This is a genomic window from Ideonella azotifigens (assembly GCF_021043325.1).
GTDB lineage: Bacteria > Pseudomonadota > Gammaproteobacteria > Burkholderiales > Burkholderiaceae_C > Ideonella > Ideonella azotifigens.
In genome coordinates, this window is the sequence record NZ_JAJNKD010000001.1 from 971,005 (window position 1) to 993,483 (window position 22,479).

General features: G+C 67.4%; 28 protein-coding genes. 22 read left to right on the plus strand and 6 right to left on the minus strand.

Going from position 1 to position 22,479, the window contains the following annotated elements:
- Positions 1-12: 12 nt before the first annotated feature.
- Entirely contained in the window at positions 13-1,557 is a 1,545-nt protein-coding gene (locus LRH25_RS04425; protein ID WP_141289476.1) for a cryptochrome/photolyase family protein, read from the minus strand.
- A gap of 75 nt (positions 1,558-1,632) precedes the next feature.
- Between LRH25_RS04425 and LRH25_RS04430 the strand changes: the two genes are divergently transcribed.
- From LRH25_RS04430 to LRH25_RS04455, 6 genes are read left to right on the plus strand one after another with little or no spacing between them, the layout of a single operon-like run.
- Positions 1,633-2,211: a YqgE/AlgH family protein gene (locus tag LRH25_RS04430; RefSeq protein ID WP_141289475.1), complete on the plus strand. Its 579-nt coding sequence runs from the start codon at positions 1,633-1,635 to the stop codon at positions 2,209-2,211.
- Positions 2,208-2,621 (plus strand): Holliday junction resolvase RuvX, encoded by a 414-nt coding sequence (gene ruvX / locus LRH25_RS04435; protein WP_231010232.1) that lies wholly within the window; start codon positions 2,208-2,210, stop codon positions 2,619-2,621. Before LRH25_RS04430 ends, ruvX begins: the two co-directional genes overlap by 4 nt.
- Entirely contained in the window at positions 2,618-3,121 is a 504-nt protein-coding gene (gene pyrR, locus LRH25_RS04440) for a bifunctional pyr operon transcriptional regulator/uracil phosphoribosyltransferase PyrR (RefSeq protein WP_231010233.1), read from the plus strand. The genes ruvX and pyrR overlap by 4 nt, the downstream gene beginning before the upstream one ends.
- Positions 3,121-4,083, plus strand: coding sequence for an aspartate carbamoyltransferase catalytic subunit (locus LRH25_RS04445; protein ID WP_141288507.1), 963 nt, complete (start codon positions 3,121-3,123; stop codon positions 4,081-4,083). The genes pyrR and LRH25_RS04445 overlap by 1 nt, the downstream gene beginning before the upstream one ends.
- A complete protein-coding gene (locus tag LRH25_RS04450; RefSeq protein WP_141288506.1) occupies positions 4,080-5,396 on the plus strand; it encodes a dihydroorotase in 1,317 nt (438 codons plus the stop codon). The genes LRH25_RS04445 and LRH25_RS04450 overlap by 4 nt, the downstream gene beginning before the upstream one ends.
- On the plus strand, positions 5,396-6,181 hold the full coding sequence (locus LRH25_RS04455; RefSeq protein WP_211361428.1) for a lysophospholipid acyltransferase family protein: 786 nt from the start codon (positions 5,396-5,398) through the stop codon (positions 6,179-6,181). The genes LRH25_RS04450 and LRH25_RS04455 overlap by 1 nt, the downstream gene beginning before the upstream one ends.
- A gap of 29 nt (positions 6,182-6,210) precedes the next feature.
- Here LRH25_RS04455 and gpmA read toward each other — a convergent pair whose 3' ends face one another.
- A complete protein-coding gene (gene gpmA / locus LRH25_RS04460; protein ID WP_141288505.1) occupies positions 6,211-6,957 on the minus strand; it encodes a 2,3-diphosphoglycerate-dependent phosphoglycerate mutase in 747 nt (248 codons plus the stop codon).
- Positions 6,958-7,060: 103 nt separating this feature from the next.
- On the opposite strand from gpmA, the gene LRH25_RS04465 reads away from it, so the two are divergent.
- The 4 genes from LRH25_RS04465 (at position 7,061) to LRH25_RS04480 (ending at position 9,483) form a co-directional block, all read left to right on the plus strand.
- Positions 7,061-7,489 carry a rhodanese-like domain-containing protein gene (locus tag LRH25_RS04465; RefSeq protein WP_141288504.1) on the plus strand — a complete coding sequence of 143 codons (429 nt, stop codon included), beginning with the start codon at positions 7,061-7,063 and terminating at the stop codon, positions 7,487-7,489.
- 122 nt (positions 7,490-7,611) lie between these two features.
- Complete coding sequence (grxC, locus tag LRH25_RS04470; protein ID WP_141288503.1) at positions 7,612-7,872, plus strand: glutaredoxin 3; 261 nt, start codon at positions 7,612-7,614, stop codon at positions 7,870-7,872.
- Between the two features lie 130 nt (positions 7,873-8,002).
- The gene (gene secB / locus LRH25_RS04475) at positions 8,003-8,470 is read left to right on the plus strand and encodes a protein-export chaperone SecB (protein WP_141288502.1); all 468 of its coding nucleotides are present in this window, start codon (positions 8,003-8,005) and stop codon (positions 8,468-8,470) included.
- A gap of 26 nt (positions 8,471-8,496) precedes the next feature.
- Positions 8,497-9,483, plus strand: coding sequence for an NAD(P)H-dependent glycerol-3-phosphate dehydrogenase (locus LRH25_RS04480; RefSeq protein ID WP_141288508.1), 987 nt, complete (start codon positions 8,497-8,499; stop codon positions 9,481-9,483).
- Here LRH25_RS04480 and trmL read toward each other — a convergent pair.
- Positions 9,480-9,950, minus strand: coding sequence for a tRNA (uridine(34)/cytosine(34)/5-carboxymethylaminomethyluridine(34)-2'-O)-methyltransferase TrmL (gene trmL, locus LRH25_RS04485; protein ID WP_141288501.1), 471 nt, complete (start codon positions 9,948-9,950; stop codon positions 9,480-9,482). The genes LRH25_RS04480 and trmL overlap by 4 nt on opposite strands.
- Before the next feature lie 28 nt (positions 9,951-9,978).
- Entirely contained in the window at positions 9,979-10,722 is a 744-nt protein-coding gene (locus tag LRH25_RS04490) for a ComF family protein (protein WP_231010234.1), read from the minus strand.
- 56 nt (positions 10,723-10,778) lie between these two features.
- Here LRH25_RS04490 and LRH25_RS04495 point away from each other — a divergent pair, with 56 nt between their 5' ends.
- The 7 genes from LRH25_RS04495 (at position 10,779) to LRH25_RS04520 (ending at position 16,967) form a co-directional block, all read left to right on the plus strand.
- Positions 10,779-11,675 (plus strand): methyltransferase domain-containing protein, encoded by an 897-nt coding sequence (locus LRH25_RS04495; RefSeq protein ID WP_141288521.1) that lies wholly within the window; start codon positions 10,779-10,781, stop codon positions 11,673-11,675.
- A gap of 363 nt (positions 11,676-12,038) precedes the next feature.
- Entirely contained in the window at positions 12,039-13,208 is a 1,170-nt protein-coding gene (gene coxB / locus LRH25_RS04500; RefSeq protein ID WP_141288520.1) for a cytochrome c oxidase subunit II, read from the plus strand.
- A 29-nt stretch (positions 13,209-13,237) separates the two neighbouring features.
- Positions 13,238-14,860, plus strand: a complete 1,623-nt coding sequence (gene ctaD / locus LRH25_RS04505) for a cytochrome c oxidase subunit I (protein WP_141288519.1) — start codon at positions 13,238-13,240, stop codon at positions 14,858-14,860.
- Between the two features lie 30 nt (positions 14,861-14,890).
- Positions 14,891-15,004 (plus strand): cytochrome oxidase small assembly protein, encoded by a 114-nt coding sequence (locus LRH25_RS33340; protein ID WP_425551828.1) that lies wholly within the window; start codon positions 14,891-14,893, stop codon positions 15,002-15,004.
- A gap of 44 nt (positions 15,005-15,048) precedes the next feature.
- The gene (locus LRH25_RS04510) at positions 15,049-15,675 is read left to right on the plus strand and encodes a cytochrome c oxidase assembly protein (protein ID WP_141288518.1); all 627 of its coding nucleotides are present in this window, start codon (positions 15,049-15,051) and stop codon (positions 15,673-15,675) included.
- A gap of 109 nt (positions 15,676-15,784) precedes the next feature.
- Positions 15,785-16,030 (plus strand): DUF2970 domain-containing protein, encoded by a 246-nt coding sequence (locus LRH25_RS04515; RefSeq protein WP_141288517.1) that lies wholly within the window; start codon positions 15,785-15,787, stop codon positions 16,028-16,030.
- 40 nt (positions 16,031-16,070) lie between these two features.
- Positions 16,071-16,967 carry a cytochrome c oxidase subunit 3 gene (locus LRH25_RS04520; protein WP_375140588.1) on the plus strand — a complete coding sequence of 299 codons (897 nt, stop codon included), beginning with the start codon at positions 16,071-16,073 and terminating at the stop codon, positions 16,965-16,967.
- A gap of 55 nt (positions 16,968-17,022) precedes the next feature.
- On the opposite strand, the gene LRH25_RS04525 is transcribed toward LRH25_RS04520, so the two are convergent.
- Positions 17,023-17,244, minus strand: a complete 222-nt coding sequence (locus LRH25_RS04525; RefSeq protein ID WP_211361429.1) for a twin transmembrane helix small protein — start codon at positions 17,242-17,244, stop codon at positions 17,023-17,025.
- A gap of 51 nt (positions 17,245-17,295) precedes the next feature.
- Between LRH25_RS04525 and LRH25_RS04530 the strand changes: the two genes are divergently transcribed.
- Genes LRH25_RS04530 through LRH25_RS04550 form a run of 5 tightly spaced genes read left to right on the plus strand, consistent with a single transcriptional unit; the run spans position 17,296 to position 21,411 of the window.
- Complete coding sequence (locus LRH25_RS04530; RefSeq protein ID WP_231010235.1) at positions 17,296-18,039, plus strand: SURF1 family protein; 744 nt, start codon at positions 17,296-17,298, stop codon at positions 18,037-18,039.
- Positions 18,026-18,697, plus strand: coding sequence for a redox-active disulfide-containing membrane protein (locus LRH25_RS04535; RefSeq protein WP_231010236.1), 672 nt, complete (start codon positions 18,026-18,028; stop codon positions 18,695-18,697). Before LRH25_RS04530 ends, LRH25_RS04535 begins: the two co-directional genes overlap by 14 nt.
- The gene (locus LRH25_RS04540) at positions 18,697-19,842 is read left to right on the plus strand and encodes a COX15/CtaA family protein (protein WP_231010237.1); all 1,146 of its coding nucleotides are present in this window, start codon (positions 18,697-18,699) and stop codon (positions 19,840-19,842) included. The genes LRH25_RS04535 and LRH25_RS04540 overlap by 1 nt, the downstream gene beginning before the upstream one ends.
- Positions 19,839-20,768 (plus strand): heme o synthase, encoded by a 930-nt coding sequence (gene cyoE, locus LRH25_RS04545; protein ID WP_170200979.1) that lies wholly within the window; start codon positions 19,839-19,841, stop codon positions 20,766-20,768. Before LRH25_RS04540 ends, cyoE begins: the two co-directional genes overlap by 4 nt.
- A gap of 31 nt (positions 20,769-20,799) precedes the next feature.
- On the plus strand, positions 20,800-21,411 hold the full coding sequence (locus LRH25_RS04550) for an SCO family protein (protein WP_141289500.1): 612 nt from the start codon (positions 20,800-20,802) through the stop codon (positions 21,409-21,411).
- A 69-nt stretch (positions 21,412-21,480) separates the two neighbouring features.
- Here LRH25_RS04550 and rpoH read toward each other — a convergent pair whose 3' ends face one another.
- Positions 21,481-22,398 (minus strand): RNA polymerase sigma factor RpoH, encoded by a 918-nt coding sequence (rpoH, locus tag LRH25_RS04555; protein WP_141289501.1) that lies wholly within the window; start codon positions 22,396-22,398, stop codon positions 21,481-21,483.
- Positions 22,399-22,479: the final 81 nt, after the last annotated feature.

Genomic DNA, 22,479 nt, shown 5'->3' on the forward strand with positions numbered 1-22,479 from the left:
GCTGGCGGCGCGTCAGTGGTTGCGGATCGCCGTCAACCGCTTGCTGGTCTTGCGCGGCGGGCTGTCCCTGGCCTGGACCGGGCCGCCACGCGCAGCGGCAAAGCGCGCCAGCGTTGCTTCGCGCGCCTCATCGTGGGAGACGACGGGCAGCGGGTAGTTCTCGCCCAGCGTGACTTCAGCAGCAGCCAGTTCCAGCGGCAAGGCCTGCCACGGCGCATGAATGGCCTTGGCCGACAGCGCGGCCAGCTGCGGCAGGTAGCGCTTGATGAACTTGCCTTCGGGGTCGAACTTCTCGCTCTGCGAGACCGGGTTGAAGATGCGGAAGTAGGGCTGGGCGTCGCAGCCGGTCGACGCGGCCCACTGCCAGCCGCCGTTGTTGGCAGCCAGGTCGAAGTCGTTCAGCCAGCGTGCGAACCAGGCCTCCCCCCGGCGCCAGTCCAGCCCCAGGTCCTTGACCAGGAAGCTGGCCGTCACCATGCGCAGCCGGTTGTGCATGTAGCCGGTGCGGCTGAGCTGCAGCATGGCCGCGTCCACCAGCGGATAGCCGGTGCGGCCCTCGCACCAGGCTTCGAACAGCGCGTCGGCTTCCTTGCCGTGTGCCCATTTGATGCGGTCGTATTCCGGCTTGAAGGCGTGGCCGTCCACGCGGGGGTGGTGGTGCAGGATCTGGTGATAGAAATCGCGCCAGATCAGCTCGGACAGCCACACCTCCGCGCCGCGCGAGCCGGCCTGCATGCGCTGCCAGGCTTCGCGCGCCAGGTGGCGGATCGAAACCGTGCCAAAGCGCAGATGCGGGCCCAGGTAGCTCGGGCCCTTGACGGCGGGGAAGTCGCGCGCGCGGTCGTAGGCGTCAATGCGGGCCAGGAAGTCCGCCAGCAACTCGTGGGCGCCGCTGCTGCCCGAAGGCAGGCGCATCTGGTGCAGGTCGGTGCGCTCGAAGCCGATGTCGTGCAACTCCGGCACGCCCGGCTCGCCCAGCTCGGCCGGCCATGGCGCCAGCGCCCCGGCATGGCGGGCCACTGGCCAGGCCTTGACGAAAAACGGCGTGAGCTTCTTGAGCCAGGCGTTCTTGTAGGGCGTGAACACGCTGTAAGGCGTGCCGGTGGCGGTCATCACCTCGGCCCGCTCGAAGACCACATGGTCTTTGCTGGTGTAGAGCGACACGCCTTGCGCGGCCAATTCGCCGCGAACCTGGTTGTCGCGTGCCAGCGAGGCCGGTTCGTCGTCATGGCTGGCGAACACCGCCTGCACGCCAAGTTGCGCAGCCAACTGCGGCAGCAGCGCGCGGGCCTGGCCGTGGCGCACGATCAGCCTTACCGGCTGGACGCCGTGCGAAAGCCCCAGGCTGTGCAGCTGGTCGTCCAGGTCGACCAGGCTGTCGCGGATGAACTCGACGCGGCGGTCGGCGCGCGGCAGCGGCGCCAGGATCTCGTCGTCGAACACGAAGGCGCACCAGACCTGGCGCGCGGCACGCAAGGCGGCGTAAAGAGCAGCATGGTCGTCCGCCCGCAGGTCGCGCCGGAACCATACCAGCGCCCGGTCCAGGGAATTGTGCATGGTCCGCAGTGTCTTCTGAATTTCCGGCGGGGCCGGAAACAGTGCGGGGATCGGCCCTGAAATAGAATGCCGGCCATGGCGGCCGACGGCATCAACCTCACCAACCAGTTTTTGATCGCCATGCCCGGCATGGCCGAAGACGCGTTCGCGGGTGCCGTGATCTACCTGTGCGAGCACAGCGAGAAAGGCGCGCTGGGCCTGGTGATCAACAAGCCGATCGACATCACGCTGAAAAACCTGTTCGAGAAGGTGGACCTGGCGCTGGATGAAGAAGGCCTGGGTGCGCAGCCGGTCTTCTACGGTGGCCCGGTGCAGACCGAACGCGGCTTCGTGCTGCATGACCGCCAGAACGACGACGCCAGCGCGTACAACTCCACGCTGAGCGTGCCCGGTGGCCTGTCCATGACCACCAGCAAGGACGTGCTGGAGGCGCTGGCCAACGGCCAGGGCCCGAAGCGGGTGCTGATCACGCTGGGCTACAGCGGCTGGTCGGCCGGCCAGCTCGAAGAGGAGCTGGGCCGCAACAACTGGCTGACGGTGGACGCCACGCCGGAGATCATCTTCGACACTCCCGTGGCCGACCGTTACCGCCGCGCGCTGGCCGAGCTGGGCATCGACCCGCGCATGCTGTCGACCGAAGCGGGGCATGCATGACGCCGCCAGGGCGCATTGCTTCGTCATCCTCCTCTTTTCTGGCCTTTGATTTTGGTGTGAAGCGGGTGGGCACGGCGACCGGCTCGGCGCTGCTGCGCCAGGGCCAGCCGCTGCGCACCATCGCCGCCGAAGGTGACGCGCGTTTCACGGCCATCGCGGCCCTGATCAAGGAATGGCAGCCCGATGCCCTGGTGGTCGGCGTGCCCTTTCACCCGGACGGCGCCGAACACGACAATACCCGCCGCGCGCGGCGCTTCGCGCGCCAGCTGCAGGGCCGCTACGGCCTGCCGGTGCACGAGGTGGACGAGCGCTACACGACCACCGAGGCGCTGGCCGCAGGTGCCGCCGATGCCGACGCCGCCTCGGCCGTTCTGATTCTTGAGCAGTTCTTTCGGGAGCACCTTTCATGAGCACCCTTTCACTCGACGCCGAGGCGCTTTACACCGAGCTGCGGCAAGGCGTGCGTGCGCTGCTGCGGCCGGAGCTGTCGCTGGTCGGCATCTGGTCCGGCGGCGCCTGGCTGGCCGAGCGGCTGCAGGCCGACCTGGGCCTGGCGGGCGGCCACGGCGTGTTGTCCAGCTCGCTGCACCGCGATGACTTCGGCGAGCGCGGCATGTCCGCCAGCATCACCAGCACGCAGCTGCCGTTTTCGGTCGACGGCCTCCACATCCTGCTGGTCGACGACGTGCTGTTCACTGGCCGCACCATCCGCGCCGCGCTGAACGAGTTGTTCGACTACGGCCGCCCGGCCAGCGTGCAGCTGGCGGTGCTGGTCGACCGCGGTGGGCGCGAGCTGCCGGTGCAGCCGGCCTACGCGGCCGCGCGCATCGTGTTGCCCGCAGCGCAGCGCCTGTCGCTGGCCCGCGGTGACGATGGCCGTTTCACCTTCACTGTCCAAGAGGAGCACTGATGCTCTCCAAGCGAAATCCGCAGCTCAACAAACACGGCGAGCTGATCCACCTCCTGTCGATCGAAGGCCTGCCAAAAGCGGTGCTGACGCAGATCCTCGACACCGCGGGCACCTTCCTGTCGGTCAATGACCGCGACGTGAAAAAGGTGCCTCTGTTGCGCGGCAAGAGCGTGTTCAACCTGTTCTTCGAGAACAGCACGCGCACCCGCACCACCTTCGAGATCGCCGCCAAGCGACTGTCGGCCGACGTGATCAACCTGGACATCGCCAAGTCCAGCACCGCCAAGGGCGAAAGCCTGGTGGACACGATTGCCAACCTCTCGGCCATGCACGCCGACATGTTCGTCGTGCGCCACAGCGAAAGCGGTGCGCCTTACCTGATCGCCCAGCACTGCGCGCCGCACGTGCACGTGGTCAACGCCGGTGACGGCCGGCATGCGCACCCCACGCAAGGCCTGCTGGACATGTACACGATCCGGCACTTCAAGAAGGACTTCTCCAACCTGACCGTGGCCATCGTCGGCGACATCGTGCACTCGCGCGTGGCCCGCTCGGACATCCACGCGCTGACCACGCTGGGCGTGCCGGAGATCCGCGCCGTCGGCCCGAAGACGCTGGTGCCGGGCGACCTGAAGGAAATGGGCGTGCGCGTCTGCCACGACATGGCCGAAGGCATCCGCGGCGCGGACGTGATCATCATGCTGCGCTTGCAGAACGAGCGCATGAGCGGGGCGATGCTGCCCAGCGCCGGCGAGTTCTTCAAGAGCTTCGGCCTCACCGACGAGAAGCTGGCGCTGGCCAAGCCAGACGCCATCGTGATGCACCCCGGCCCGATCAACCGCGGCGTGGAGATCGACTCTGCTGTCGCCGACGGCACGCACAGCGTGATCCTGCCGCAGGTCACCTTCGGCATTGCCGTGCGCATGGCCGTGATGTCCACCCTTGCAGGAAACGAAGCATGAAGGTCCTGATCCGCAACGGCCGGGTGGTCAACCCCGCCACTGGCCGCGACGAGCTGGCCGACCTGGCCGTGGCCAACGGCCGCATCGTCACCATCGGCAGCGTGTCGCCTGACTTCCAGGCTGATCGCGACATCGACGCCAAGGGCCTGGTCGTCGCCCCTGGCCTGGTGGACCTGGCCGCACGCCTGCGGGAACCCGGCCATGAGCACGAAGGCATGCTGGAGAGCGAGCTGAACGCGGCGGCAGCCGGTGGCGTCACCAGCCTGGTCTGCCCGCCCGACACCGACCCCACGCTGGACGAACCCGGCCTGGTCGACATGCTGAAGTTCCGCGCCCGCAAGCTCAGCCTGTGCCGGCTGTTCCCGCTGGGGGCGCTCACGCGCGGCCTGCAGGGCGAGGTGCTGACCGAGATGGTCGAGCTGACCGAGTCCGGCTGCGTCGGCTTCTCGCAGGCCGAGGTGCCAATCGCCAACACCCAGGTGCTGCAGCGCGCGCTGCAGTACGCGGCGACCTACAACTACACCGTCTGGCTGCGGCCACAGGACGGTTCGCTGGGCGGCGGTGTCGCGGCCAGCGGTGCGATGGCCACGCGGCTGGGCCTGTCGGGCGTGCCGGTGATTGCCGAGACGATTGCGCTGCACACCATCTTCGAGCTGGTGCGCGTGACCGGCGCGCGGGTGCACCTGTGCCGCCTGTCCAGCGCCGCGGGTGTCGAGCTGCTGCGCCGGGCCAAGGCCGAAGGCCTGCCGGTGACCGGCGACGTGAGCATCAACTCGCTGCACCTGACCGACGTGGACATCGGCTATTTCAACTCGTCCATGCGCCTGAACCCGCCGCTGCGCCAGCAGAAGGACCGCGAAGCGCTGCGTGCCGCGCTGGCCGACGGCACGCTGGATGCACTGGTGTCCGACCACACGCCGGTCGATGCCGATGCCAAGACCTTGCCGTTTGGCGAGGCCGAGCCGGGCGCGACCGGGTTGGAGCTGCTGCTCAGCATGGCGCTGAAGTGGGGCCAGGAAAGCAAGCTGAGCCTGCCAGAGACGCTTTCGCGCATCACCAGCAAGCCGGTGCAGGTGCTGGGCGACACGCTGGGCTCGCTGGTGCAGAGCGCCGGCCAGTTGGTCGAAGGCGGCGTGGCCGACATCTGCCTGTTCGACCCGGACGCGCTGTGGCAGGTCAAGCCCGGCGTGCTGAAGAGCCAGGGCAAGCACACGCCGTTCGACTTCGCCACCAGCGGCACGGCATTGCCAGGCCAGGTGCGCGCCACGCTGGTGGCCGGCCACCTGGCCTACCAGGCGCCCGCGCTGGCCTGATGGCGGGCGATGCAGTGCAGGGCGCCGTGCCTGGTGCCGAGGGGGGGCTGCTGAACGGCATCACGGCGCTGGCGCGCATGGTCCGGCTCTTCGGTCATGTGATGCGTGGGCTGGTGCTGATCAAGCTGCAGTTCGGCGGCATGACGCAGGCCCAGCGGCACGTGGCGGTGCAGGCCTGGAGCTTGCGGCTTTTCGCGATGATCGGCATGCAGCTGACGGTGCATGGCGAGCCTGCCGCCGAGCCTGCGCTGATCGCCGCCAACCACATCTCGTGGCTGGACATTGCCTGTGTGCATGCGGCGCTGCCGCGGGCGCGCTTTGTCTCCAAGTCTGACGTGGCGCACTGGCCGATGATCGGCACACTGGCCTACGGCGTGGGCACGCTGTTCATCGAGCGCGAACGCAAGCGTGACGCGCTGCGCGTGGTGCACCAGGTGGCCGAGGCGCTGCGCGATGGCGACACCGTGGCGGTCTTCCCCGAAGGCACGACCGGTCCGGGTCCGACGATGTTGCCCATGCATGCCAACCTGCTGCAGGCGGCCATCAGCGTAGGCGCGCCGGTGCAGCCTGTGGTGTTGCGCTACCGCGAGCCTGGCCTGGGCTTCAGCGTGGCGGCGCAATACATCGGCGACACCACGTTGATCCAGAGCATCTGGCGCATCGCGTCGGCGCGCGGCCTGGCGGTCGAGGTGCACTTCCTGCCGCTGCTGCCCACCGCCGGGATGGACCGCCGCGCGCTGGCCGAGCAACTGCGCGAGCAGATCCAGCAGCGGCTGGACACCTGAAGCCGCGCCCGGCCCTCGTTCACAGCTTCTCAGGCCTTCTTGCCCTGGTTCGCCACGGCGGCTGCAGCGGCCGCGGCGGCTTCGGCGTCGCCCAGGTAGTAGCGCTTGATCGGCTTCAGCTCGGCGTCCAGCTCGTAGACCATCGGGATGCCGTTGGGAATGTTGACGCCGACGATCTCGTCGTCCGAGATGTTGTCCAGGTACTTGACCAGCGCGCGGATGGAGTTGCCGTGCGCGGCCACCAGCAGGCGCTGGCCGGACTTGATGGCCGGAGCCAGCGTGTCGTCCCAGAACGGGATCACGCGGGCCACGGTGTCCTTCAGGCATTCGGTCAGCGGCACCTGCTCGGGCGAGAGCTTGGCGTAGCGCACGTCCTGGCGCTGGCCACGCGGGTCGTCGGCTTCCAGTGCGGGCGGCGGCGTGTCGTAGCTGCGGCGCCAGATCAGCACTTGCGCATCGCCGTACTGCTTGGCCATGTCGGCCTTGTTCAGGCCTTGCAGGCCGCCGTAGTGGCGCTCGTTCAGGCGCCAGTCCTTGACGACCGGCAGCCAGGTGCGCTCCAGCGTGTCCAGGCAGTGCCACAGCGTCCAGATCGCGCGCTTGAGCACCGAGGTGTAGGTCACGTCGAATTCGTAGCCCTCGGCCTTCAGCAGTTCGCCAGCGGCGCGGGCCTGGGCCACGCCGGTGTCGGTCAGCTCGACGTCGGTCCAGCCGGTGAAGCGGTTTTCCAGGTTCCAGGTGGATTCACCGTGGCGGATCAGCACGAGCTTGTACATGGACTTTTGGGGCGCGGTGTGGCGCGCTGGTGGCAGCTGCAAAGGCCCGAATTCTATAATTCGCGATTCCTTTCCTTACGGCCCTTGGCCGCCGAGACACGCCATGGGCAGCACGCAAGAATTCTTTGTTCAAAACTGGTACCTGATCGCTGCCGCATTGGTGTCGGGCGGGCTGCTGGCCCTGCCGTCGCTGCGCCGGGGCGCGCAGGGCGGCGGCGTCTCGCCGGCCGAGGCAGTGCGCCTGATCAACCGCGAGAAGGCCGTGGTGGTGGATGTGTGCGAGCCGGCCGAATACGCCGCCGGCCATGTGGTGGGTGCGCGCAGCGTGCCGCTGGACACGCTGGAGAAGGCCGGCAAGGAACTGCCGTCCAACAAGACCCTGCCGCTCGTGGTCGTCTGCGCCAGTGGCGCACGGGCCAACAAGGCCGCTGCGCTGCTGCGCCAGCGCGGCCATGAAAACGTGCAGGTGCTGGCCGGCGGCATGCGCGCCTGGCGCGAAGCCAACCTGCCGGTGGAAACCAGCAAGGCCTGAGTGGGCTTGGGCTGGCTTGTGCCGGCGCATGTCCTGATGCCGCCTGCGGCCTTGCCGTGCGGCCCTGCAGGCCGGTGGGCCGCGGCGGACAATTCAGGCCTGTCCTGACCAAAGCTGACGCCATGAACAAAGTCCAGATGTACACGACCCAGGTCTGCCCGTTCTGCATTCGCGCCAAGGCCTTGCTGAAGCAACGCGGCGTGGAATCCATCGAGGAGATCCGCGTTGACCTGGAGCCCTCGCAGCGCAACCTGATGATCGAACGCACAGGCCGCCGCACGGTGCCGCAGATCTTCATCGGCGACACCCATGTGGGCGGTTGTGATGACCTGATGGCGCTGGACCAGCGCGGTGGTTTGCAGCCTCTGCTGCAAAAGTCCTGAAACCCGTCCGCGGCCAAGTGCAGGCCCTGCGGCGTTGCGCCTCGGCCAGTGTCACAGGCGCTGCGCCATAATGCCGCCCGCAGCCCGCCACCATCCCGGGGCGGGCTTTGTCTTTTCCCGAAAGCGCTTCATGGCCGAACAAGACCAGACCCCCGTGTTCCAGCTGCAACGCATGTACCTGAAGGACTTGTCGCTGGAGCAACCGAACTCCCCGCAAATCCTGCTGGAGCAGCAGCAGCCGCAAGTCGACATCCAGCTGGGCATGGGCGCCGAGCCGATCGCCGAAGGCATCTTCGAGGTCAGCGTCACCGCGACCGTGACCACCAAGGTCGGCGAACGCACGCTGTTCCTGGTCGAGGCCAAGCAGGCCGGCATCTTCGAGATCCGCAACGTGCCGGACGCGCAGCTGTCGGGCATCGTCGGCGTGGTCTGCCCGCAGATGATCTACCCGTACCTGCGCGCCATCGTCTCGGACGTCTGCACCCGCGCAGGCTTCCCGCCCATCCTGCTGGCCGAAGTCAACTTCCAGGCCATGTTCGAAGCCCAGCAGGCGCAAGCCGCTGCCGGCGCCGCAGGCAACCCCGCAGCGATCAACTGATCCTCGTGCCAAGCGCTGCGCCGCCGCTGCGCATCACGGTGCTCGGCGCTGGCGCCTGGGGCACTGCGCTGGCGATTGCCGCCGCACAGCGCCACGAGGTGCTGCTGTGGGCGCGGGATGCGGCACAGGTGGCCGAGATGGTCGCTGCGCGCTGCAACACCCGTTACCTGCCCAGGCTTGCGTTCCCGGCTGGCCTGTTGCCCAGCGCCGACTGGGCGCGAGCGATGGCGCATGCAGCCGACGACGGTCTTTTCATCGTCGCCACGCCGATGGCCGGCCTGCGCGCCACGCTGGCCGCGCTGCCGGCACAGGCGCGGGTCTTCTGGCTCTGCAAGGGCTTCGAGGCCGGCAGCGGGCTGCTGGGCCACCAGATTGCCGAGCAGGAGCTGCCGAATGCGCGCGCAGGCGTGCTGTCCGGCCCCAGCTTTGCGCAGGAAGTGGCGGCAGGTTTGCCGACCGCACTGGTCGCCGCCAGTGCCGATGAGGCGTTGACCCGTCTGGCCGTGGATGCCTTCCATGGTGGCGCCTTGCGCGTCTACATGTCGCCCGATCCCATCGGGGTCGAGGTTGGCGGTGCGGTGAAGAACGTGCTGGCGATTGCGACTGGCATTGCGGACGGGCTGGGGTTGGGCCTGAACGCCCGCGCGGCGCTGATCACCCGCGGGCTTGCCGAGATGTCACGCCTGGGCGTGGCGATGGGCGCACGCGCCGACACCTTCATGGGCCTCACCGGCCTGGGCGACCTGGTGCTCACGGCCACTGGCGATCTTTCGCGCAACCGCCAGGTTGGCCTGGCGCTGGCCGAGGGTCTGGACTTGCCGGCCGCGTTGGCCCGGCTGGGCCATGTTGCTGAAGGCGTCTACAGCGCTGCCACCGTCACTGCACGGGCGCAGGCCCTGGGCGTGGACATGCCGCTGTGCGAAGCGGTGAGCCAGGTGCTGAACGGTGGGTGCACGCCGGCCCAGGCGGTGGCGCAGCTGATGCAGCGCGACGCGCGCGTCGAAACGCTTTAGACGCTGCCCTCGAAACCGCACTGCCGCCAGGCTTCGAAGACCGACACCGCGACCGCGTTGCTGAGGTTCAGGCTGCGCTGGTCCGGCCGCATCGGCAGCCGCAGGCGCTGTTCGGCCGGGAAGGTTTCGCGCAGTGCCGGCGGCAAGCCGGCGGTTTCCTGGCCGAAGACCAGCACGTCGCCTGCTTGCCAGGTCACCTCGCTGGGCCGGCGCCGGCCGTGGGTCGTGAAGGCAAAGCAGCGCGCCGGGTCGGGCTGCTCGGCGTCCAGGAAGGCCTGCCATGAAGCGTGGCGATGCACTGCGGCGTACTCGTGGTAGTCCAGCCCGGCGCGCTGCAGCAGCTTGTCTTCCATGCTGAAGCCCAGTGGCTCGATCAGGTGCAGCGCGCAGCCGGTGTTGGCCGCGAGGCGGATCACGTTGCCGGTGTTGGGCGGGATTTCGGGGTGGACGAGCACGATGCGGAACATCGCGGCATTGTCGCGTCTGTCGCCGCACTCAATCCTTCGGCGCTGCGGTCGGTGTTCGTGCAAGCACCCAGAGCCAGACTTGCGCTGCGCCGGCTTGCTGCAGCGTGCGTGCCGCCTCGAACGCGGTGGCGCCGGTGGTCATCACGTCGTCGACCAGCGCCACGCGCTTGCCGGCCAGCAGGCGGCTGCCGGCGGTGCTGAGCAGGAAGACGCCGCGCAGGTTGGCGCGGCGCGCGGCCGGGTCGGCCAGCAGCGACTGGGTTTCGGTGGCGCGCCAGCGCAGCAGCCAGTCCGCGTGTGCTGGCCTGTCCAGCGCCTTGCCAAGACGGCGGGCCAGTTCCCAGGATTGGTTGTAGCCGCGTTGCTGCGCCCGTTTCTCGAACAGCGGCACTGGCAGCAGCAGCTCCACGGCTTTGGCGCTGTGCTGCTGGTCTTGCTGGATGGCTTCAAGCAATGGCTTGACCAGCAGCCCGGCCATTTCGGGCCGGCCGCCGAACTTCATCGCACCGATCAGGCCGTCCCACGGGAAGCCGTAGTCCAGCGCGGCCAGCGTGCCGGTGACCGGCGGCGGGTCTTCGATGCAACGGCCGCAGCGCGGCGCTTGCGCGCGGGCGGCCGTCAAGGCATCCGCGGCCAGCGCCAGGCCGCAGCCGGTGCAGCGGCTCTGCGGCGCGGCAAAACGCTGCAGGCAGGGGCTGCACAGGCCGCCGCGCGTCCACTGGCGGCAGATGGGGCAGGGTGCGGGCCAGCGACCCGTGGCAAGCCAGGACATGTGGGCCTCAATATACTGGCGCGCCCGAAAAATTCTCAGCCTCCGAGCCGGTGTCCATGTCCGCTTCTTCGTCCCGGCTCGATCCAGCCGCCCTGCGCCGCGTGATGCAGCGCCGTCTTCAGGCTGGTCAGATGCCCTGGCTGCATCAGGAAGTCGCGCGCCGCATGGCCGAGCGGCTGTCGCTGATCCTGCGCACGCCGGCCCAGGTGCTGGACTGGTCGCTGGACGCCGGCCCGCCGTCCGAGGCGCTGGTAGCAGCCAACCCCGAGGCCACGATCACCGTGGTGGACGCCACTGCCAGCGATGCCGCTGCCACGCCGCAGCGCCCCGGTTGGTGGGCGCGCTTTCGCGGGGCGTCCGCTGCATTGCCGCGCGTTGCGCCCGCGGCAGTGCCTGCCGAGAGTGCCGACCTGCTCTGGTCCAACATGCTGCTGCATCACGAGGCCGAGCCACCGCAAACGCTGCGCGCCTGGCGCCAGGCGCTGAAGCCGGATGGCTTCGTGATGTTCTCGACCGTGGGCCCTGGCTCGCTGGCGATGCTGCGCGCGGTCTATGCGGCGGCGGGCTGGCCTTTACCGCATGCGCCGTTTGTCGACATGCACGACTTGGGCGACATGATGGTCGAGGCCGGTTTTGCCGATCCGGTGATGGACCAGGAGGTCCTGACGCTGACCTATGCCGACCCGACGCGCCTGCTCGAAGAGCTGCGCGAGTGGGGCGGCAACACCGAGCCACAGCGCCTCGCCGGCCTGCGCACGCCACGCTGGCGCGAGCGCTTGCTCGCGGCATTGCGTGCGCGGGCCGGTGCTGACGGCCGCATCGCGCTGGAGCTTGAGCTTGTCTACGGTCACGCCTTCCGTGCGCCGGACCGTGGACCACAGGTGGCCGCTGAGACCAGCGTCGGCCTGGATGCGATGAAATTGATGTTGCGCAAGTCCGGTGGCCGCAAATAGGCTCGGATAGAATTTCCTGATTGATATTGATCAGTCCTGGGTGCCCGGATCTTCGTCGGTCGATCGATTGAAGACCGGTGGCCCGGTCAGTGTGGGCTGTTCGGGTTCGCGCGCGCGTCACTGTCCATACGCGGGGCGGTACTGGACCTGATGCGGCCGACCCCCGATTCGCGGTAGCCTGCTCGCCGAGCCCGGTTGCGATGGCCGCTGGGCCGGACTGCCCGATGTGCGCTGCCGGGCTGGCGGTCCGCTCGCCGCGGCTGAGGGTGTGCGAGACGACGGAGAAGATCAGGGGCACGCTGCGGCAGTCAGTGTGATCATGGGTTTGGAACGGAACTGACGACAACGATGATGATGACGACCATGCTTTGCAAGAACGTCACGCGCACAGCCCTGGCGCTGGTCGCCCCGCTGCTGGTTGGCGCGGCAATCGCGGCGCCGGTCAATGACCTACCGGGTGGCCCGGGCGTCAACCAGATGGACCTGCAGGCCCCGGTGACACGCATTGCCACCGACATCCAGAACCTGCACTACGGGCTGATGATCGTCTGTCTGGTGATCTTCGTGCTGGTCTTCGGGGTGATGTTCTATTCCATCCTGAAGCACCGCAAGTCGCTGGGCGCCAAGCCGGCGAACTTCCACGAGAGCGTTGGCGTGGAGATCGCCTGGACCATCGTGCCGTTCATCATCGTCACGGTGATGGGCTTCGCGGCCACCAAGACGGTGGTCGCCGAGAAGGACACCAGCAACGCCGACCTGACCATCAAGGCCACCGGCTACCAGTGGAAGTGGGGCTACGACTATCTCAAGGGCGAAGGCGAGGGCATCAGCTTCCTGGCCACGCTGGACACCGCGCAGCGCGAGATGTCCGACGCAGGCGCGCCGCAGGGCGACAACTACCTGCTGAAGGTCGACAACCCGGTGGTCGTGCCGGTCAACAAGAAGGTGCGTGTCATCACCACCGCCAACGACGTGATCCACGCGTGGATGGTGCCGGCCTTCGGCGTCAAGCAGGACGCCATTCCCGGCTTCGTGCGCGACACATGGTTCAAGGCCGAGAAGGTGGGCGACTACTACGGCCAGTGCGCCGAGCTGTGTGGCAAGGAACACGCCTACATGCCGATCCATGTGCGCGTTGTCTCCACCGAGGACTACAGCAAGTGGGTCGACGGCAAGAAGAAGGAGATCGCCGCCAAGGCCGACGATCCGGGCAAGGTCTGGGAACAGGCCGCGCTGATCGCCCGCGGCGAGAAGGTCTACACCGCCAACTGCGCCGTCTGCCACAAGCCAGACGGCAAGGGCGCCGGCCCGATCAAGCCGCTGGACGGCTCGCCCAAGGTGCTGGATGCCGACAAGACGGTGCAGGTCCATGTGCTGCTGAACGGCCAGAACAATGGCGCCATGCCGTCGTGGAAGCAGCTCTCCGACACCGAGATCGCCGCGGTGGTGACCTACACCAAGAACAGCTGGAGCAACAAGACCGGCCAGACGGTGCAGCCGGCCGAAGTTGTTGCGGCCCGCAAGCAGCCTTGAATCCCCGAGCGATCTGAAAAGGAAAAGTCATGAGTGCTGTTCTCGACCATCACGGGGATCACGGCCACGCGCACGACGACCATGGGCATCCCCATGGCTGGCGCCGCTGGGTCTTTGCGACCAACCACAAGGACATCGGCACGCTGTACCTGCTGTTCAGCTTCACGATGCTGATCATCGGCGGCATCCTGGCGCTGTGCATCCGGGCCGAGCTGTTCAAGCCTGGCCTTCAGTTCTTCAACCCCGAACTGTTCAACCAGTTCACCACCATGCACGGGCTGATCATGGTGTTCGGGGCCATCATGCCGGCCTTCGTCGGCTTCGCGAACTGGATGATCCCGCTGCAGATCGGCGCGGCGGACATGGCTTTCGCGCGCATGAACAACTTCAGCTTCTGGCTGCTGATCCCGGCCGCGCTGATGCTGGTTTCATCGTTCTTCATGCCCGGTGGCGCACCGGCGGCCGGCTGGACGCTTTACGCGCCGCTGACGCTGCAGATGGGCCCGTCGATGGACGCCGGCATCTTCGCGATGCACATCATGGGCGCCTCGTCCATCATGGGTTCGATCAACATCATCGTCACCATCCTGAACATGCGCGCGCCCGGCATGACGCTGATGAAGATGCCGCTGTTCGCCTGGACCTGGCTGATCACCGCCTACCTGCTGATCGCCGTGATGCCGGTGCTGGCCGGCGCGATCACGATGACGCTGACCGACCGCCACTTCGGCACCAGCTTCTTCAATCCGGCCGGCGGTGGCGACCCGATCATGTACCAGCACATCTTCTGGTTCTTCGGGCACCCGGAGGTCTACATCATGATCCTGCCGGCCTTCGGCATTGTCAGCGCCATCATCCCGGCGTTCGCGCGCAAGAAGCTGTTCGGCTATACCTCGATGGTCTACGCGACCGGCTCGATCGCCATCCTGTCCTTCATCGTCTGGGCCCACCACATGTACACCACCGGCATGCCGGTGACGGGCCAGTTGTTCTTCATGTACGCGACTATGCTGATCGCGGTGCCCACGGGCGTGAAGGTCTTCAACTGGATCGCCACGATGTGGCGTGGCTCGATGACCTTCGAGACGCCGATGCTGTTCGCAGTCGGCTTCCTGTTCGTGTTCTCGATGGGCGGCTTCACCGGCCTGATCCTGTCGATGGCGCCGATCGACCAGCAGCTGCAGGACACCTACTACGTCGTCGCCCACTTCCACTACGTGCTGGTGGCCGGCTCGCTGTACGGCATGTTCGCCGGCTATTACTACTGGTCGCCCAAGTGGACCGGCGTGATGTATTCGGAGACTCGCGGCAAGATCCACTTCTGGGGCTCGCTGATCTTCTTCAACGTGACCTTCTTCCCGATGCACTTCCTGGGTCTGGCCGGCATGCCCCGCCGCTATGCCGACTACCCGATGCAGTTCGCCGACTTCAATGCGCTGGCCTCCATCGGCGCCTTCGGCTTCGGGCTGATGCAGGTCTATTTCTTCCTGTTCGTGGTCGTGCCTGCGATGCGCGGCAAGGGCGAGCCTGCGCCGCAAAAGCCTTGGGAAGGTGCCGAGGGCCTGGAATGGGAAGTGCCGTCGCCGGCCCCGTTCCACACCTTCGAAACCCCGCCCAAGCTGGACGCCAGCGCCACGCGCATCATCGGCTGATCGCATTTCCGAGTACGCACCTCCGTGGCCCTGACCCCCGAACAACGCAAGGCCAACCTGCGGCTGGCCCTGATCCTGGCGACGATCTCGATCTCGCTGGGTGTCGGCTTTGTGCTCAAGGTCTTGCTGACCCAAGGCCACTGAGTGCAGGCCCGCTTGCTTTCCTCTGACGGTCTGCCGCTTCATCCATGAAACTGACCGCCCTGCGCCGCGACAACCTGCAGATGACGGCCAAGCTGCTGGTCGTGACGTTTTGCATGTTCGCGTTTGGCTATGCGCTGGTGCCGCTGTACAAGCACATCTGCGAAGCGCTGGGCATCAACGTGCTGTCACTGGCCGAGCCGAATGGCGGTGGCGGCGCGCGCAAGCTGCCGGCCAATACGCAGGTGGACATGAGCCGCACCGTGACGGTGGAGTTCGACGCCAATGCACGCGGGCCGTGGGAGTTCAAGCCGGCGGTCAATTCGCTGCAGGTGCACCCGGGCGAGATGGCGACCGTGATGTACCAGTTCCGCAATGTGCAGGACCGCACGATGGCCGCGCAGGCCATTCCCAGCTACGCGCCGCACCAGGCCTCGCCGTATTTCAACAAGCTCGAATGCTTCTGCTTTAACGAGTACGTGCTGGCGCCTGGTGAAGGCAGGCAGTGGCCGGTGGTGTTCTACCTGGACCCGAAGCTGCCCAAGGACGTGACCACGATCACGCTGTCCTACACCTTCTTCGAGGTCGGCGGCAAAGTGCCAGCGGCACCGGCCGGGCACACCGCGCAGGCACCGTCGCCTGTGCTGGCGGACGCCGTGCGAGCGCCGTCATGAACCCCTTTGCATCATCCTGTTCCGCGCGGGCCGGGCGCCGGGCCGCTCCCAAGCTGGCCCGCATCCCCTCGGGGGATCGGCCGACGTATTCGTTGGACGAGGGGCTGACATGACCGACAAGCCCGCTGCTGAACCTTCGCTGCTGGCGCGCAAAGGCTCGTTCCTGGGCACGCTGAAGGCGGTCGCCTGGTCCTTCTTTGGTGTGCGCCGCGGCACGGATTACGAGCGCGACCTGGGCCAGCTCAATCCGCTGCACCTGGTGGTGGCGGCGGTCATTGGCGCGGCGTTGTTCGTGCTGGCGCTGGTGCTGCTGGCGAACTGGGTGGTGGGCAGCGGCGCGGCCGCCAGCGCCTAGCAATTTCAAAGTTTCGAGAGAAGACGAGGAGACCCCGAACATGTCCGCTCACATGCCCGCTGCCGGCAGCCCAGGCACCGCGCCGTACTACTTCATCCCGGCGCCATCGCGACACCCGGTGATGGCGGCCGTTGGCCTGTTTTTCGTCATCCTCGGTGCCGGCCAGTGGGTCAACGGCCACGGCTGGGGCGCGTATTCGCTGGCGGCCGGCCTGCTGATCTGGCTGACCGTGCTGTTCCAGTGGTTCAGCCAGGCGATTGGCGAAAGCGAATCGGGCCAGTATTCGGACCGCATCGACGTTTCCTACCGCTGGAGCATGAGCTGGTTCATCTTCTCGGAGGTGATGTTCTTCGCGGCCTTCTTCGGCGCCTTGTACTGGGCTCGCGTACATGCGCTGCCGTCGCTGGGCAGCATCGAGAACCAGCTGCTGTGGCCGGACTTCAAGGCCGTGTGGCCCAGCACTGCCGCCGGCATGACCGCTTCGCCGGCAGGCACAGTGGCGCCGTTCACCACCATGGGCCCGTGGCCCATCCCGACCATCAACACCGGCATCCTGCTGACCTCCGGCGTCACGCTGACGATTGCCCACCACGCGCTGATCGCCGGCCACCGCAGCAAGACGGTTGCCTGGATGTGCGTGACCGTGCTGCTGGGCATCCTGTTCCTGGGCTTCCAGGTCTACGAGTACCACCATGCCTACACCGAGCTGAACCTCAAGCTCAGCTCCGGGATTTATGGCTCGACCTTCTTCATGCTGACCGGCTTCCACGGTTTCCACGTGTTCGTCGGCATGCTGATGCTGCTGTTCATCACCATCCGATTGAGCAAGGGCCACTTCACGCCGCAGCGCCACTTCGGCTTCGAAGGCGCCGCCTGGTACTGGCACTTCGTGGACGTGGTGTGGCTGGGCCTGTACCTGGTCGTCTACTGGATGTGAGCTCGCTCGGCGATTGACAGAAACGCCGCTCGACGCGGCGTTTTTTGTGCCGGCTTCACCGCCCCAGCGGAATGCCGCGCGGCTCGATCCAGCCCATCTGCCAGGCCAGCAGCACCAGCAGGAACAGCGTGATCGACAGCCCCACGCGCAACGCCAGGGCCCTCGCCATGCGCTTGTGTTGGGCCCCGTCGCTGCCAGGCCGGCGCAGCATGAACACACCGGCGCTGGCCAGCACCACGACAATGGCGAACAGCGCCAGCAGGATCACGATTTTCATGCCGAGCATTATTTGCGTTCGCCGGACCCGGGAATGGGCAGGGTTTGCCGCATGGCAATGACGGCCGGCCAACGTCGCGGACTGGTGTTGCTGGCTGCCTTGTTGGGCATGGCCTTGATGGCCCGCATGGGCTTGTGGCAACTGGACCGCGCCAAACAGAAGCTGGCGCTGCAGGCGGAGATTAACGAACACGGCCAGCTGCCGGCGCTGGGCAACGACAGCCTGGCACGCACCCAGTTGCAGGCCGACGAGCAGGCCTATCGCCCCATCACGCTCACAGGCCACTGGGTGCCCGGCGCCACCGTCTTCCTCGACAACCGGCAGATGCAGGGACGGCCCGGATTCTTCATGCTGACGCCGCTGCGCCTGGCCACTGGCGACGCGGTGCTGGTGCAGCGCGGCTGGGCGCCGCGTGACCAGCGGGACCGCACGCGCCTGCCGCAGGTGCCGACGCCTGACGGCGAGGTGCGGGTCACCGGCCGCGTGGCACCGTGGCCGTCTCGGCTGACGCAGCTGGGCGAAGATGCGCCCGGGCCGATCCGCCAGAACCTGGACCGTGAGGCTTTCGCAGCGCAGCAAGGCCTGTCGCTGCGGCCGCTGTCGGTACAGGCCCTGGCGCCGATGGCCTTGGGCGGTGTGCCTCAGGACGATGGCTTGCTGCGCGACTGGCCACAGCCGGCGGTCGACGTCGCCAAGCATTACGGTTACGCAGCCCAATGGTTTGTTTTCTGCGCCATGATCGCGGGTCTTTATGTCTGGTTCCAACTCATTCGACCCCGCCGTGCCCGCGCATGATCCGCTGGCCATGACGGTGCACACGCCAGCCGTGACGCTGCCAGACGCACAGCGCAAGCGGGGCCGCGCGACGATGCTGCTGGTGCTGCTGGCCTGCCTGGCACCGGTGGCGGCGTCCTACTTCCTGTATTTCGTGGTGCGGCCGCAGACGCGCAGCAACTACGCCGAGCTGATCCAGCCCACGCGCGGCCTGCCGGCCGACCTGCCGCTGCGCAGCCTGGGCGGGCAGCCTGTACCCGCCGGCAGCCTGAAGAACCAGTGGCTGATGATCGTCGTGGCTGGCGGCGATTGCGACAGCCGCTGCGAAGCGCTGCTGTACGACCAGCGCCAGCTGCGCGAGATGATGGGCCGCGAGAAGGATCGCATCGACCGCGTCTGGCTGGTGGTGGACGACGCACCGCTGCGCCCGCCCATCGCCCAGGCCATGCAGGCCGGCGTGCCGGCGACGGTGCTGCGCGTGCCACGCGAGGCCTTGACAGACTGGCTGCAGCCGGCGCCAGGCCAGGCGCTGGAAAGCCACCTCTACCTTGTCGATCCGATGGGCGAGTGGATGATGCGCACGCCTGTGCCGCTGGCGCCAGAGAAGTTCAAGAAGGACCTGGAGCGCCTGCTGCGCGCCTCGGCTTTCTGGGACCGGCCGGGCCGGGAGCCGCGCTGATGCTGGACCCGCGCTGGGCGGTTTTCGTGCCGCTGCTGCTGGGCGCGGCAACGCTGGCGCTGCTGCCGCTGGGCTGGGTCTGGCTGCGCCGCCGCGGAGCGGATACGCCGGCCCGGCTGGCTGCGCTGACGGCCTTGACGCTGTTCCTGACCTTCGACCTGATTGCCTTCGGCGCCTTCACCCGGCTGACCGATTCGGGCCTCGGTTGCCCGGACTGGCCTGGCTGTTACGGTGAAGCCAGCCCTTTGCATGCACAGGAAGAGATCCAGTCCGCGCAGGCCGCGATGCCCACCGGCCCGGTGACCTGGCACAAGGCCTGGATAGAGATGGTCCACCGTTACCTGGCGATGGTCGTCGGCGCCCTGTGCCTGGTGCTGGCGGTGCTCAGCTTCATGGCCCGAAAACGCCTGCCGCATTCGCTGGCCTGGCCGGTGCTCACGCTGGTCTGGGTCATCGTGCAGGGCATGTTCGGCAAGTACACCGTGACGCTGAAGCTCTACCCGGCCATCGTCACTGGCCACCTGCTGGGCGCGATGGTGTTGCTGGCCTTGCTGATGCTGCAGCACCAAGCCTACCGCGATCGTGCATTGTTGCTGTCGCCTGCCTTGCGGCGCGGGGCGGGCGGCGTCCTGGCGCTGCTGGTGCTGCAGATCGCGCTGGGCGGCTGGGTCAGCACCAACTACGCCGTCGTGGCATGCCAGGGCTTTCCGCAGTGCAACGGCCAGTGGTGGCCGCAGGCCGATTTCCACCAGGGCTTCACGCTGCTGCGCGAACTGGGCCGGGCCGGCCATGGCGGTTACCTGGCGCTGGACGCGCTGGTGGCCATCCATTGGGTGCACCGGCTGGTGGCGGCGCTGCTGAGCGTGGCCATGCTGGCGTTCATCGTGGCCTTGTGGCGCCGGGGTGGCGAAGCCCGCGGCTACGCGCAAGCCTTGCTGGCCTTGCTGGCGCTGCAGGTGGCCAGTGGCATTGGCAACGTGGTCTTGCAGTGGCCTTTGCTGGGGGCATTAGCCCACAGTGCCGGCGCGGCTGCACTGTTGGCGACAATGGTGGGCTTGCTCGCCCGTGCCAGGTTGGCGCGGGTGCAACAGGTGTCATCTTCTCCGGCCGTTGCCGCGTCGCGCGGCCCTGCCTTGTCCACATGAGTCCGCCCATGGCCGCCGCGCCCGCTGTTTCGTCTCCCGCTCCGATGTCCAAATGGGCCCAGTACCGGGCGCTGACCAAGCCGCGCGTGGTGCAGCTGATCGTCTTCTGCGCCGTCATCGGCATGCTGCTGGCCAGCCCTGGCATCCCGCCGTGGCGGGTGCTGGTAGCTGGCACGCTGGGCATCTGGCTGGTGGCGGGCGCGGCGGCGGCGTTCAACTGCCTGATCGAGGCCAAGATCGACCAGCGCATGAAGCGCACCGCCTGGCGGCCGACCGCCAAGGGCGAGCTGGCGCCGCGCGACACCTTGCTGTTCTCGGGCGTGCTGTGCCTGGCCGGCTGCCTCATGTTGTGGATCTGGGTCAACCCGCTGACGACCTGGCTGACGCTGGCCACCTTCGTCGGCTACGCCGTCATCTACACCGTGGTGCTGAAGCCGCGCACGCCGCAGAACATCGTCATTGGCGGCGCATCGGGCGCCATGCCGCCGGTGCTGGGCTGGGCAGCGGTGCGGGGCGACGCCGGGCCGGAAGCCTGGCTGCTGTGCCTGATCATCTTCCTGTGGACTCCGCCGCACTTCTGGGCGCTGGCGCTGTACCGCGCCGACGACTACCGACGCTCCGGCCTGCCGATGCTGCCGGTGACCCACGGCGCCGAGCTGACGCGGCTGCATGTGTTCCTCTACACCATCGTGCTGCTGGCCGGCACGCTGATGCCGTTTGTCTACGGCATGAGCGGCTGGATCTACCTGGCCAGCGCGCTGGTGCTGGGCTTCTGGTTCATTGCCTACGGTTTCCGGCTGTGGCGCAATTACTCCGACGCGCTGGCCCGCCGCACCTTCTTCTTCTCCATCCTTTACCTGGCGCTGCTGTTCGCCGCGCTGCTGGTGGACCACTACCTGAGTCCGCTGCTGGCCGGCTTGCGCTGAGCCGGCTGCGTCGCAACCCGATGTCCGTTCGATGAACCCTCAAGCAACTGCCTGGTCCCGTCGCCACTGGCTGGCGGCGACCGCCGCGCTGGCGCTCGCCGCCTGTGACCGCCCAGGCGCCACCGCCGGCTTCAAGGGCGTGGACATCACCGGCGCCGAATACGCCAGCGGCCTCAGCCTGCAGGACGTGGACGGCCAGCCGCGCACGCTGGCCCAGTACAAGGGCAAGGTGGTGGTGGTGTTCTTCGGCTACACGCAATGCCCGGACGTCTGCCCGACGACCATGGGCGAGCTGGCGGCAGTCAAGCAGCAGCTCGGCGAGCAGGGCAAGGACGTGCTGCCGATCTTCGTCACGCTGGACCCGGAGCGCGACACCGGCCCGGTGCTGAAGGCCTACATGGCCAACTTCGGGCCGGACTTCATTGCGCTGCGCGGCACGCCGGAGCAGACGCTGGCGGCAGCCAAGAGCTTCAAGGTGTTTTTCGCGAAGGTGCCTGGCAAGACCGAAAGCAGCTACACGCTGGACCACACCGCCGGCTCCTACCTGTTCGACCGCCAGGGCCGGGTGCGCGTGTTCACCCGCTATGGCGGCGGGCCGGACGTGCTGGCGCAGGACCTGAAGCAGTTGCTGGCCGAAGGCTGAGGCCGGCTGGCCCCACAACGAAAACGGCTCCCGAGGGAGCCGTTTTGCATCGCAGGGCGGCGGAAGCGTTCAGGCCGCTTCCAGCGCCTTGCGCATCTTCTTCATCGCCGCCACTTCGATCTGGCGGATGCGCTCTGCGCTGACGCCGTAGTCGGCCGCCAGCTCATGCAGCGTCATGCCGCCGGAGCTGTCGTCGTTGACCTTCAGCCAGCGTTCCTCGACGATGCGGCGGCTGCGGGGGTCGAGCTGGTCCAGCGCATGGGCAATGCCGTCGCTGCCCAGCCAGTCGCGGCCACGTGCTTCCAGCACCCGGGTCGGCTCCTGCGTGTCGTCGGCCAGGTAGGCGATGGGGGCGAAGGTTTCCTCGCCTTCGTCGCCCTGCGGCTCGAAAGCCACGTCGCCACCCGACAGCCGGGTTTCCATCTCGACGACCTCTTCCGGCTTGACGTTCAAGTCGCGGGCCATGGTCGCCACTTCGTCAGGCGTCAGCGTCGCGCGGAAACTCTGGTCGCCAGACTTGCTCTTCAGCGTCTGCTTCATCGAACGCAGGTTGAAGAACAGCTTGCGCTGGGCCTTGGTCGTCGCGACCTTGACCATGCGCCAGTTCTTCAGGATGTACTCGTGGATCTCGGCCTTGATCCAGTGCAGCGCGTAGCTGACCAGGCGCACGCCTTGTTCCGGGTCGAAGCGGCGCACCGCCTTCATCAGGCCGACGTTGCCTTCCTGGATCAGGTCGCCTTGCGGCAGGCCGTAACCCAGGTACTGGCGCGAGACCGACACGACCAAGCGCAGGTGCGACAGCACCAATCGGCCGGCGGCCTGTACGTCGTCCTTGTCGCGCAACTGGCGCGCGAACTCACCTTCTTCTTCCGGCGTGAGCAGCGGAATGCGGTTGACCGCGGTGATATAGGCATCCAGGTTGCCGATCGGCGGCACCAGGGCCCACGGATCACGCAAGGCCAGGGCGTTGGTGGAGGTCATGGTCATGTGGTGGTGGACTCGTGTGCCAGGAAATTGGTTCCGCGGATATTAGCACTCCCTCCGGTTGAGTGCTAAGGCGGGTCATGT